This window comes from Micromonospora sp. IBHARD003 (assembly GCF_056106285.1).
In genome coordinates this window covers 2,726,902-2,739,027 of the sequence record NZ_JBWBBX010000001.1, presented here as the reverse complement: position 1 = coordinate 2,739,027, position 12,126 = coordinate 2,726,902, and the positions used below count along the sequence as shown (strand labels likewise).

13 protein-coding genes are annotated in these 12,126 nt (G+C 69.7%); 4 read left to right on the top strand and 9 right to left on the bottom strand.

Annotation, left to right across the window (positions count from 1 at the left end; genetic code table 11):
- Positions 1–106 precede the first annotated feature (106 nt).
- On the top strand, positions 107–991 hold the full coding sequence (locus ACTWOL_RS12290) for a DUF3152 domain-containing protein (protein WP_474296691.1): 885 nt from the start codon (positions 107–109) through the stop codon (positions 989–991).
- Positions 992–1,092: 101 nt separating this feature from the next.
- Here ACTWOL_RS12290 and ACTWOL_RS12285 read toward each other — a convergent pair whose 3' ends face one another.
- The 5 genes from ACTWOL_RS12285 to ACTWOL_RS12265 form a co-directional block, all read right to left on the bottom strand.
- Entirely contained in the window at positions 1,093–2,073 is a 981-nt protein-coding gene (locus ACTWOL_RS12285; RefSeq protein ID WP_474296690.1) for a hypothetical protein, read from the bottom strand.
- Between the two features lie 177 nt (positions 2,074–2,250).
- On the bottom strand, positions 2,251–2,679 hold the full coding sequence (locus ACTWOL_RS12280; RefSeq protein ID WP_474296689.1) for a Fur family transcriptional regulator: 429 nt from the start codon (positions 2,677–2,679) through the stop codon (positions 2,251–2,253).
- Between the two features lie 56 nt (positions 2,680–2,735).
- On the bottom strand, positions 2,736–3,629 hold the full coding sequence (locus tag ACTWOL_RS12275; RefSeq protein ID WP_474296688.1) for a metal ABC transporter permease: 894 nt from the start codon (positions 3,627–3,629) through the stop codon (positions 2,736–2,738).
- Positions 3,630–3,631: 2 nt separating this feature from the next.
- A complete protein-coding gene (locus tag ACTWOL_RS12270) occupies positions 3,632–4,483 on the bottom strand; it encodes a metal ABC transporter ATP-binding protein (RefSeq protein ID WP_474296687.1) in 852 nt (283 codons plus the stop codon).
- Positions 4,484–4,515: 32 nt separating this feature from the next.
- Positions 4,516–5,493, bottom strand: coding sequence for a metal ABC transporter substrate-binding protein (locus tag ACTWOL_RS12265; protein ID WP_474296686.1), 978 nt, complete (start codon positions 5,491–5,493; stop codon positions 4,516–4,518).
- Positions 5,494–5,670: 177 nt separating this feature from the next.
- Between ACTWOL_RS12265 and ACTWOL_RS12260 the strand changes: the two genes are divergently transcribed.
- Positions 5,671–7,053, top strand: coding sequence for a glycine--tRNA ligase (locus ACTWOL_RS12260; protein WP_474296685.1), 1,383 nt, complete (start codon positions 5,671–5,673; stop codon positions 7,051–7,053).
- Between the two features lie 189 nt (positions 7,054–7,242).
- Positions 7,243–7,452, top strand: coding sequence for a hypothetical protein (locus ACTWOL_RS12255; protein WP_474296684.1), 210 nt, complete (start codon positions 7,243–7,245; stop codon positions 7,450–7,452).
- Positions 7,453–7,557: 105 nt separating this feature from the next.
- Here ACTWOL_RS12255 and ACTWOL_RS12250 read toward each other — a convergent pair whose 3' ends face one another.
- On the bottom strand, positions 7,558–8,145 hold the full coding sequence (locus ACTWOL_RS12250) for a TetR/AcrR family transcriptional regulator (RefSeq protein ID WP_474296683.1): 588 nt from the start codon (positions 8,143–8,145) through the stop codon (positions 7,558–7,560).
- Positions 8,146–8,183: 38 nt separating this feature from the next.
- The gene (locus tag ACTWOL_RS12245) at positions 8,184–9,233 is read right to left on the bottom strand and encodes an aldo/keto reductase (protein WP_474296682.1); all 1,050 of its coding nucleotides are present in this window, start codon (positions 9,231–9,233) and stop codon (positions 8,184–8,186) included.
- A gap of 303 nt (positions 9,234–9,536) precedes the next feature.
- Here ACTWOL_RS12245 and ACTWOL_RS12240 point away from each other — a divergent pair, with 303 nt between their 5' ends.
- Complete coding sequence (locus tag ACTWOL_RS12240) at positions 9,537–9,764, top strand: DUF6243 family protein (protein ID WP_474296681.1); 228 nt, start codon at positions 9,537–9,539, stop codon at positions 9,762–9,764.
- A 150-nt stretch (positions 9,765–9,914) separates the two neighbouring features.
- Here the strand turns inward: ACTWOL_RS12240 and ACTWOL_RS12235 are convergent, their stop codons facing one another.
- Positions 9,915–10,529, bottom strand: coding sequence for a Uma2 family endonuclease (locus ACTWOL_RS12235; RefSeq protein WP_474296680.1), 615 nt, complete (start codon positions 10,527–10,529; stop codon positions 9,915–9,917).
- A gap of 108 nt (positions 10,530–10,637) precedes the next feature.
- Entirely contained in the window at positions 10,638–12,092 is a 1,455-nt protein-coding gene (locus ACTWOL_RS12230; RefSeq protein WP_474296679.1) for an MFS transporter, read from the bottom strand.
- Between the last annotated feature and the right edge of the window lie 34 nt (positions 12,093–12,126).

The window sequence follows — 12,126 nt, the reverse complement described above, 5'->3', positions numbered from 1 at the left end:
GGGCTTTTCGTTGGGATCAGGCCGGATCAGTGAGCGGCCTGATCCCAACGAAAAGCCCTGGCACAACGCTTCGCACCGATCTTGTCCTACCTGCAAGGAGCGACCCATGCCGAGCGGGCAGCGCCGAAAGCAGCACCAAAGACGACGCCGCAGCAAACGCGGGCTGAACCTCCCGCGCACCTCACTCTGTGCGGCCGCGCTGGTCGCCGTCGCAGGCGGCGGTTACTTCCTGGTGTCCGGAGGGGACGAGAAAAAGGACATCACAGGCGGGGCGAGGTCCGGGGTGCAGGAGGCCGACGGCGCATCATCCACGGGGGCCCCGGTCGAGCCGGACCCGAAACCCGGGGCCGACGGGCAGTCCGGGCGCCAACAGGACTCCGGGGAAGAGGACTCCAAGGACGAGCAGACCGTACGCAAGCGCGGCGACGGGCAGTTCAGCGTGGTGAAGGGCACCACATCCGCCGTCGGCACCGGCAACGTCGGCACCGGCAAGCTGTTTCGCTACGGCGTGGAGGTCGAGGGCGGCCTCGGCCAGGACCCGAAAGCCTTCGCCAAGGAGGTCGACGGCGTACTCGCCGACCGGCGCGGCTGGACGGCCGGCGGCAAGGTCTCCTTCAAGCGCGTCGACCAGCCCCCGTACGACTTCGTGGTGAAGCTCGCCTCACCGGACCGCACCGACGAAATCTGCGCGAAGTACAACCTCGACACCGGGGGCGAGGTCAACTGCAGCGGAGGCACGGAGGTGGTGGTGAACCTCAAGCGCTGGCTGCTGCTGTCCGACGCGTACCGCGGGAAGCCCGCGATGTACCACGCACTGATCGTCAACCACGAGGTCGGGCACCGGCTGGGCTACGGGCACCGGGGATGTCCCGGGTCGGGAAGCCTGGCACCCGCGATGATGCAGCAGATCAAGGGCCTCAACGGCTGCAAGATCAACGCCTGGCCGTACGACTCCGAGCGCCGCTTCATCGACGGCCCCAAGGTGGATTAGGGGGCTTCTGACGGTACCGGCGGGCCATCGAGCACTACGCGCACGACCTCGGCGCGACCGTCTGAGCCCTGCCCGGCGACCCCGGCGCGACCGGGGCGGGCTCAGACCGCGGTGGTGGATGCCAGCCGTGACCCGGCCGCGGCTCCTACCTCGGGCGTTTCCATCGGGTCGTCGCGCAGCACCGCGATCCGCTCCAGGACCTCCGGAACGGCGGGTGCCGAGGCGATCCCCAGCAGCCGAGCCGTCTCCTCGCAGTCCCGCAGGGACTCGGTGTACGTGTAGTCCAGGCCGTCCGGGTCGATGGCGTCGAGCGCCTCCACGTATGCGGCCCGCTCGTACGAATGCGGGGTGTACAGCCAAAAGCGCCGCAGATACGGCACCGCCCCGGCGGCGTCGGCGGCGAACCGGGCCGCACGCCGCGCCGTCCGGTCGGGCCCGCACCAGGCCCGCGAAGCCCACTGCCGGGCCAGTTCCTCCACGAGTTCCGGGATGGCCTCGGGGCCAGGGTGGTCGGCCAGGATCTCCGCTCCCAGCCTGGCCAGCCACGGGCGCTCGTCCTGTGCCCAGACCCGCGCCGCCGGTACCGCAAGGGTGCCGAGGCGCTCAACTGCCAAAGTGAGCGCGGGCAGAGGCCGGCGTCCGTCCGCGGTGCCGAGCGAGGGGACCAGCGGGATCAGTCCCTCCACAGGCTCCCTGCGGTTCAGCGCACGCAATGCGTCGACCTTCGTCGCGTCGTCGGTGGAGCGGTCGGTCAGCAGGGCGAGGAGCTCGTCTTCGCCGAGCGGGCCCAGCGGCTGCCGCGCAGCGCACGGGCGCGCCTGCACCTCGATCCCGAATCGGGTCCACGGCTCGCCGAACCACGGAAGCTCCGCTTGCGAGCCGATCCGGGCGCGTGCGACGTCCCCGAGGTCGTCCCACCACTCGGCCGGCCAACGGGCAGCGACCGACTCCAGAACGCCGACCCAGTGAGTCCCGGCCCCGATGTACCTGCGGAGCCCTTCCCTGGCCTCCTCCGACCCGGCCAGCGCCAGCAGTTCCAGCACCTCGCAGGCCCGCGCGCTCGCTTCCTCGTCCCCGTGCAACCGGTCGACGAGCGGCGCCGGGGACAGCTCCAGGTCCCGGACCAGCCTCGCCAGGTACCCCTCGTACGGGACGTACTTGGGCTTTCGGCCGGTACGGCGAGGGGGGGACCTCCCACGCCGTAGGGCCGTGGGGGCGTGCCGGGCGTCGCGACGCCGCGGAGATCCGTCAGAAGCCCCCTAAGCCCCGCCCCCGTCAGCGGACTTGGCGCACTCCGCGCACGTACCGAAGATCTCCACCGTGTGCGCCACATTCACATAACCGTGCTGCGCCGCGATCGTCTCCGCCCACTGCTCGACCGCAGGGCCTTCGACCTCGACAGCCTTGCCGCACACCCGGCACACCAGATGGTGGTGGTGCTCCCCGGAGGCACAGCGCCGGTAGACCGCCTCGCCCTCGTTGGTGCGCAGCACATCCACCTCGCCCGCCTCGGCGAGGGACTGCAGCGTCCGGTAGACCGTGGTCAGGCCGACCGAGTCGCCGCGGTGCTTGAGCATGTCGTGCAGATCCTGCGCGCTGCGGAATTCGTCCACCTCGTCGAGTGCCGCCGCCACCGCGGCCCGCTGCCGGGTCGACCGGCCGCGTACGGGGGGTCCAGCCGTCGCCACAGGTGCCTCCTTCGATCCGCCCGCTCCTCGGACGGGCCATTCTGCCAGGCCCGGGATCAGACCCTCACGTCGTCGGCCGGGCGGGGCGTGACCGCGGTGCCCGCTGCACACTGCTCCCCGGCCGCGTCGACCGCCTTCGCCCGCCGCCGTGCCAACGGCGCCGCCAGCACGGTGAGCACGACGAAGACCGCGATCGCCAGCAACACGATCGTCGCACCCGGCGGCACGTCCTGGTAGTACGTGGTGACCGTACCCGCCAGCGTCACGGCGATGCCGATCGCCACCGACAACGCGAACGTCACCCTGAAGGAGCGGGTGATCTGCTGCGCAGCCGCCACCGGCACCACCATCAGGGCACTCACCAGCAGCAGGCCGACGACGCGCATCGCCACGGTGACCGTGACCGCCGCCGTCACCGCCACCAGCAGATTCAGGGCCCGCACCGGCAGGCCCGTGACCCGGGCGAACTCCTCGTCCTGGCTGATCGCGAACAGCTGCCGCCGCAGCCCCACCGTCACCAGCAGCACAAAGGCCGCCAGCAGGCAGATCGCCGTGAGGTCCTCGTCGGAGACCGTGGACAGCGAGCCGAAGAGGTAGGAGGTGAGATTGGCGTTCGAACCGGTGTCGCTGAGGTTCATCAGCATCACACCGCCCGCCATACCGCCGTAGAACAGCATCGCGAGCGCGATGTCGCCGCGGGTGCGCCCGTAGGCCCGGATCAGCTCCATCGCGACCGAACCGACGACCGCGACCAGCGTCGCCATCCACACCGGATTCGTCGACAGCAGGAAGCCGAGACCGACACCGGTCAGCGCGACATGGCCGATGCCGTCGCCCATGAGCGCCTGGCGGCGCTGCACCAGATGGATACCGACTGCCGGCGCGATGACGCCGACCAGCACGGCCGCCAGCAGCGCCCGCTGCATGAAGGGGTCCTGGAGGAATTCCATGATCAGGTCAGCAGTCCCGTGCGGAGCGGCTCGTCGGCCGCGTGCGGATGTACGTGGTCGTGGCCGGGCAGCGCATGCTGGCCCACGGCCTTCGGCGGCGGACCGTCATGGACGACGCAGCCGTCGCGCAGCACCACCGCTCGGTCGATCAGAGGCTCCAGCGGTCCCAGCTCGTGGAGCACCAGCAGCACCGTCGTGCCGGCGGCGACCTGCTCGCGCAGCGTCCCGGCCAGGATCTCCTGGCTGGCCAGGTCCACTCCGGCCATCGGCTCGTCCATGATCAGCAGTTCGGGGTCGGCCGCGAGCGCACGGGCGATCAGTACCCGCTGGTGCTGGCCCCCGGACAGGGCGCTCACCGCGTCCTTCGCCCGGTCGGCGAGCCCGACGAGCTCGATCGCCCGCTCGACCGCCGCCCGGTCGGCCCGGGACGGCCACCTCAGCTTCGTGTGCGACAACCGGCCCGAGGACACCACCTCGCGCACGGTCGCCGGGACGCCGCTCGTCGCGGTGGTGCGCTGCGGCACGTAGCCGACCCGCCGCCAGTCACGGAAGCGGCGCAGCTCAGTGCCGAAGAGCGAGACCGAGCCCTCGGTGAGCGGCACCTGCCCGATCAGGGACCGGACGGCCGTCGACTTGCCCGAGCCGTTGGCGCCGAGCAGCGCGACGACCTCCCCGCTGCGCACGCTGAGGTCGACCCCGCGCAGCACGGGACGCGAGCCGAGCACGGCCCTGGCGCCGCGGACGGATATGACGGGCTCCGCGGCGTCCGTCCGCTCCCCCGCGGGCCGTACCCCGGCGGCACCCGCTTCCCGGACCGGTGCCGTGGCCCGGGCCTTCGTGGGCCGACTCTCCATGACCTGCGCCTCCGATGCTGCCGAGCTTTCCGTCATTGCGTGCCGAGCGCCTTGCGCAGCGCGGCGAGGTTGGACTCCATGACGCCCATGTAGTCATCGCCCTTGGACCGGTCCGTGATTCCCTCCAGCGGATCCAGTACGTCCGTCTTCAGCCCGGCGTCCTCGGCGAGGGTCTTCGCGGTCCGGTCGCTGGCCAGCGTCTCGAAGAAGACGGTGGTGACCTTGTCCTGCTTCGCCACGTCCTGGAGCTCCCTGATACGGGCCGGGCTCGGCTCGGACTCGGGGTCGAGGCCCGCGATGCCCTGCTGCTCCAGGTTGTAGCGCTCGGCGAGGTAGCCGAAGGCGGCGTGGGTGGTGATGAAGGTCCTGGTGCGGGTGTGCTTCAGAGCGTCCGCGAACCGGGTGTTCAGGGAGTTGAGCTTCGCGACCAGTGTGTCCGTGTTCTTCTTGTAGGCGGCGGCGTGGTCCGGGTCGGCCTTCTCCAGAGACTTGCCGACGCCCCGGGCCATTTCCGCGTACTTCACCGGGTCGAGCCAGACGTGCGGGTCCTTGCCGCCCCCGGACTCGTGGCCGTGCTCCTCGCCTCCGTGCCCATGGCCGTGGTCGTGATCGCCGCCGGCCGTGGTGCCGTGCGCTTCGAGCTCGGTCAGCGTGCCCGCGTCGACGGTGTTCTTGACGCCCGCCTGCGCGATGGCGTCGTCGACGGCGGGCTGGACGCCCTTGAGGTAGAGGATGTACCCGGCCCGGCGGAGCTCGGAGGCCTGCCTGGGCTTCAGCTCCAGGTCATGCGGCTCGACGCCCGGCTTGGTGAGAGTGGTGACCGCGACGTGTTCCCCGCCGATCTGCTCGGCGAGATACTGCAGGGGATAGAAGGACGCCACCACATCCAGTCTGCCGTCTGCGTTCTCGGCCGCGGCGCCCGGTGCTCCCGAGCAGGCGGACAGGGCGACGAGCGACAGCGTGGTCGCTCCTGCGACAGCGCCGGCGGATATGAGGCGTCGTACGTTCATGACAGTCATTTTCAACAAGAGTGGAAACGATTGTCAACAAAGGACGGGAGCCGCTCACGCCCTGCACCGATTTGATCCGGGGGGTGCGGCCGCCGGTAATCTGAAGCACTCGCCCACCCGGCGCTACGCGCCGCCCCCAGCGCCAGTCCAACCCGTCGTCGTAATGAAGAGAGCACCGTGGCCGCCGACAAGATCGACACGATCGTCAACCTGAGCAAGCGCCGTGGCTTTGTCTACCCCTGCAGCGAGATCTACGGCGGACAGCGCGCCGCCTGGGACTACGGACCGCTGGGCACCGAGCTCAAGGAAAACATCAAGCGCCATTGGTGGCGCTACATGGTCACCTCGCGCGAGGACGTCGTGGGCATCGACTCCTCGGTGATCCTGGCGAGCGAGGTCTGGGAGGCCTCCGGCCACGTCGCCACCTTCTCCGACCCGCTCACCGAGTGCACCTCCTGCCACAAGCGCTACCGCGCCGACCACCTGGAAGAGGCGTACGAGGAGAAGCACGGCCACGCCCCCGCGAACGGCCTGGCCGACATCAACTGCCCCAACTGCGGCAACAAGGGCCAGTTCACCGAGCCCAAGCAGTTCTCGGGTCTGCTCTCCACCCACCTCGGCCCCACCCAGGACTCCGGCTCCATCGCCTACCTGCGCCCCGAGACCGCTCAGGGCATCTTCACCAACTTCGCCCAGGTCCAGCAGACCTCCCGCCGCAAGCCGCCCTTCGGCATCGCCCAGCTCGGCAAGTCCTTCCGCAACGAGATCACGCCGGGCAACTTCATCTTCCGCACCCGCGAGTTCGAGCAGATGGAGATGGAGTTCTTCGTCAAGCCCGGCGAGGACGAGAAGTGGCACGAGTACTGGATGGAGCAGCGCTGGAACTGGTACACCGGCCTGGGTCTCCGTGAGGAGAACATGCGCTGGTACGAGCACCCCAAGGAGAAGCTCTCCCACTACTCCAAGCGCACCGCCGACATCGAGTACCGCTTCCAGTTCGGCGGCAGCGAGTGGGGCGAGCTCGAGGGCGTCGCCAACCGCACCGACTACGACCTGAACGCCCACTCCAAGGCCTCCGGCACCGACCTGTCGTACTTCGACCAGGAGGCCGGCGAGCGCTGGACGCCGTATGTCATCGAGCCCGCCGCCGGTGTCGGCCGCACCATGCTGGCCTTCCTCCTCGACGGCTACAACGAGGACGAGGCCCCCAACGCCAAGGGCGTCATGGAGAAGCGCACCGTGCTGCGCCTCGACCACCGCCTCGCCCCGGTGAAGGTCGCGGTCCTGCCCCTGTCGCGCAACCCGCAGCTCTCCCCGAAGGCCAAGGGCCTCGCCGCCGACCTCCGGCAGAACTGGAACATCGAGTTCGACGACGCCGGTGCCATCGGCCGCCGCTACCGCCGCCAGGACGAGATCGGTACCCCGTTCTGCGTCACCGTCGACTTCGACACCCTCGACGACAACGCCGTGACCGTCCGCGAGCGCGACTCGATGAAGCAGGAGCGCGTCTCCCTGGACCAGATCCAGGGCTACCTCGCCACCCGCCTCATCGGCGCCTGACGGCACAACGCCGAAGCGAAAAGGCCGGCCGGGTCCATGGACCCGGCCGGCCTTCGCGCTCCCCGGAAGATGGCGGTTGAGCCGCAACACGGCAACGCCCGGGACAACAGCGTCACGGGGTAGTGCTGTTGATGTTGGTCCTGCTGCACACTGGGCGCGCACTCGTCACCGGGAGGACCGATGCCGTCCATGACCACCAGCAAGGTCAGCAGATGGGATCAGCACGGCCGCGAACACGTCGTGCACGTCAAGAAGTCGGGCATCCAGCGCATACTCACCTGCGACACCTGCGGCTGGCGCAAAGGCGCCCAGTTCCTGCCGTGGCTGAAAGCGGAGGAACACCTCGCGGAGGCGCATCAGGCGACCGTCGATCCCAGGGCCGGCAGCGGGCCGGCCTGACCCCCGCGCACACCACTCGGGCTGCACCACTCGGGCTGCACCACTTGGGCCCGCCGCGCTCGGGGGCCACCACTCGGGGGCGCACCACTCAGGGGCGCCCACTATTCAGGCCCGAAGGCCCCGCATCAACAGCTCGCACACCGCGCGGAATTCGTCGTCGACCGACGGCCTCAGCCACTCCGGCGCATGCACCGGATCATGGAAACGGTCCGTCGCGTCGAACACCGCCTGCGCCGCCGCGATCGGATCCGCGGCCTCGAACTCGCCACGACGCACGCCTTCTTCGATGATCCGCGTCAGCTGGCTGACCAGGACCACCAGATGCTCGTCCACCACATTGCTCGCCTCGGTGATCAGCACGCTGTAGGTGGCGAAGAGTTCGGGATCGTCGCCCGCCTTGTGGCGCTTCGCCTCGAAGAGACCGGCCAGCCAGGCACGCAGCTTCTCATCGGCCGAACGCGCCGGCGCCTCGGTGATCTCCGACAGCAGCGCCTCGGTCCTGCCGAGCCAGCGCGCCGTGACCGCCTCGCGCAGCGCCGCCTTGGTACGGAAGTGCCGGTACACGCTCCCATGGCTCACACCGAGCAGCCGTGCCACGTCGACGACCGTCGCCTTCGCCGGGCCGTAGCGGCGCAGCACCTCCTCGGTGGCCTCGAGGATGCGCTCGGCGGTAAGGGTCTCGGTGGTCGGCATGGCACCGACGGTACCCGCAGGCCTGCTGATCACGGCACTCAACGCCCGCCGAGCTCGCTGTCCAGATGCGCCATCTGCGCCTCCGGGTAGCGGGCCCCCGCCGCCGCGTCCGCGGGCACGGCCCGCTCGATCGTGTCCACGTCCTCGGCGCTGAGTCCGACATCGAGCGAGCCAAGGGCCTCGGAGAGCCGCTCGCGGCGACGGGCGCCCACGAGCGGGACGATGTCCTCGCCCCGCGACAGCACCCAGGCGATCGCGAGCTGGGCGACCGAGGCTCCCTTCTGCTCGGCGACGGCGCGGAGTTGCTCGACCAGCGCGAGGTTGTGCGTCAGATTCCCGCCCTGGAAACGCGGACTCATCCCACGGAAGTCGTTCGGGGCGAGCGAACGGTCGCCGGTGAAGTGGCCGCTGATCAGACCCCGGGACAGCACGCCGTAGGCAGTGATGCCGATACCCAGCTCACGGGCGGCGGGCAGGATCTCCGCCTCGATACCGCGCGAGATCAGTGAGTACTCGATCTGGAGATCGGAGATCGGAGCGACGGAGGCCGCGCGGCGCAGGGTCTGTGCACCGACCTCGGACAGACCGATGTGCCGTACGTATCCGGCGTCGACCAGCTCGGCGATGGCACCGACCGTCTCCTCGATGGGGACGTCGGGATCGACCCTCGCGATCCGGTAGATGTCGATGTGATCGGTGCCGAGGCGCTGCAGGGAGTAGGCCGCGAAGTTCTTCACGGCGGCGGGCCGGCCGTCGTAGCCGGACCAGCCGCCGTCGGGGTCGCGCAGCGCCCCGAACTTCACGCTGATGAGCGCCTGCTCGCGGGAGGTGGCGGAGGCGGAACTCAGCGCCTCGTTGATCAGCAGCTCGTTGTGGCCCATTCCGTAGAAGTCGCCTGTGTCGATGAGCGTGACTCCCGCGTCGAGCGCGGCGTGGATCGTCGCGATGGACTCGGCGCGGTCGGCGTCTCCGTACAGGGCGGACATGCCCATGGCGCCGAGGCCGATCGCGGAGACCCGGAGACCGGTGGCGCCGAGGGTGCGGGTGGGGATGGAGCGGGGAGTGTGGGGCGTGGTGGGAGAGGTCATGAGGGATGCCTTCGAGGTGAGGGGATGAGGCAGTCGGCTGTACAACGACTGTGGCATGACGGATGACAGATTTCAATATCTGTCATCCGTCATCCCTCGTTCGTGTGTGCACCCGGCCCCCGACACACCGGGAAAACCAGATGCCCGGCCGTATCCCCTCTGGGTACCTTCGCGCTATGTCTTCCTTCTTCCGGATCTACGAGTGAGAGTGCGGCGGGCTCGCTCCCGCCCCCACCTGGCCTGATCCTCAAGACACTCCCTGGCCGACAACCGGACCACTTCTCACCAGGACGGGAGAATCCCGTGGCCAAGAGCCGCAACAACCTCCTCGGCGTGGGCGGACAGCGCAAGAAGCTGTCCCGCGCCGACCAGCACGGAAACGGCCCGGCGCGTAACGCCGGGCAGCGGGCGGCCGCCGACCAGAAGCAGGAACTGCTGCGCAAGATGCGCGAGCGCGCGCAGGGCAAGCAGGCGGACGAGACCGGACAACCGCAGCCGGCCGCCGAAGGCGGCGCCGATACGCAGGGCTGACGCCAGGCCGTAACCGGCAACCGAAAGCAGGAAGCAGGTGGGTCCGGACCACTTCAGGTGATCCGGACCCACCTGCGTTTCCCCGGCCGCAGCGAGCCGTGCGGGACGGGACGCCGAGCAGCCCGCAGCGGCGCCGTCCCGCGGTTGATCTCAGCCCTCGTTCGCCCTGGACGGGATGGTGAAATCCGAGGTGTCGAGCGCGCAGCCGAAGGGGTCGGGAATCTCGAGCTTGCCCCCGAACGGGACCGTGGTGCGCGCCAGATAGCCCTTCGCGGAGGGGTTCCAGAACACCGAGGCGGTCGCCTCCTGCAGGTCGAGCAGGAGATACACCGGCACCCCTGCCCGGCCGTAGACGGGCACCTTGTCCTGCCAGTCCACGAGCCGGGTGGAGGAGGACGTCAGCTCGCAGACGAAGGAAAGGGCCTCGCCGTCGATGTGTCGCGCATCCGTCTGGAAGGCGGATGCCGCGGCGGCGTACAGATCGGGGCCGTACGCCCGCTCCTCGCCGGGGAATGTGAACAGGAACGGTGCGTGGTCGACCAGGTGGTCCTTGCGTGCATGCGGTTCCAGCTGCGAGCGGACGGAGCGCATGATGGGCAGATAGAAGCCTTTGGACCACGGCGACATGACGATGTTTCCCCCGACGATCTCTGCCCGGTAGCCGTCGGGCACTTCCATGCTCAGCAAGGTCCGGCACAGCGCCTGGAAGGGCGCCGGGCCGCGGGGAACCTCTATCGTCTGCGGTCGCTCAAGCATCAGAGTCATGATGCGCCTTCCCCTCGTCGCGGGCCAACAGCCACACGTGATCATCTGAATGCGTAGCGTAGTTATGCTGGCCGGCGCCGGGGGCGCTCTTCCGGAAGCCGGGGGCGCTCAGGACCCGCTCTGCGCCGGCACCGGCGCCTTCGTGCGCTCCAGCCGCTCCGCCGTCCGCCTCGCCGTCTCGCGTGCCCAGTGGCCGCTGGTCGCCAGGCCCACGACGAGCACCGACAGGCCGCAGCCCATGATGATCCACCAGGCGGACCGGCTCGCGTCGAGGAAGCCCGTGGTCTGGGCGGCGCCGCTGGTACCGGCAGCCAGGACCGAGCCGATGACGGCGACTCCGAGAGTGGCGCCGGTCTGGCGGCTGGTGGAGGCGATGGCGGCGGCGACGCCAGCCTGGGAGCGGGGCATCCCGGAGACCGCGGTGTTGGTGATGGGGGCGTTGACCATGCCGAAGCCGAGGCCGAACAGGACATAGCCGGTGAAGAGCAGAGGCGTGCTCGACTGGGCGTCGAAGCCGGCGAACAGCAGTCCGCTCGCCGCCATCGTGACTCCGGCGACGGCCAGCGGCAGCCGTGGCCCGCGGGAGGCGACGAGCCGTCCCGAGAGCGGGGCGCACAGGAAGGTGAGACCGGCCATCGGGAGCATGTACAGCCCGGCGTTCAGCGGGGAGAGACCTCGCAGACCCTGCAGATAGAGGGTGTTGAGGAACAGGAAGCCGCTCAGCGCGGCGAAAGAGCTGATGGCGATGACCGTCGCGCCGCTGAACGGTGCCGAGCGGAAGAAGCGCAGGTCGATGAGGGGCTCGTCGCGCCGGGGCTCGTAAAGCAGCAGTCCGGCCAGGGCGGCCACGGCGATCCCGGCGAACGGCAGCACGGCCGCACCCTCGCCCGGCGCCTCGATGATCGCGTACGTGACCGAGCCGAGGAGCGCGATGACAAGGAGCTGGCCGACCGGGTCGGGCCTGCGCGGCTTGGGTGCGCGGGACTCGGGGATGTAGCGCCAGGTGAGGAGGAGGGCGGTGAGGCCGACCGGGACGTTGAGCCAGAAGATCGAACGCCAGCCGACCGTTTCGACGAGCAGTCCGCCGATGACCGGGCCCGCGGCCATCGAGATGCCGACGACACCCGCCCAGGCCCCGATGGCACGGGCGCGTTCGCGCGGATCGGTGAAGGTGTTCGTGATGATCGACATCGCGACCGGGTTGAGCATCGAGCCGCCCACCGCCTGGATCATGCGGAACCCCACGAGCGAGGGCAGGTCGGGTGCGAGGGAGCAGAGTGCCGAGCCGAGGGTGAAGAGGACGAGCCCGGTCATGAAGACCTTGCGGCGGCCGATGCGGTCGGCGGTGGACCCCGCCAGCACCAGCAGGGAGGCGAGGACGAGGGTGTATGCGTCGATCGTCCACTGCAGGCCCGACACGCTCGCCCCCAGGTCCTCGCGGATCGAGGGCAGGGCGACATTGAGGACGGTGGCGTCAAGGCTGACGATCAGCAGGCTCATACAGCAGATCGCCAGGATCAGAAGCCGCCGCCGGGGGCTCGGCATGATGGTCGACACGGGCATAAGTGCATAGTATGCCTAACTAATGAACTTGACA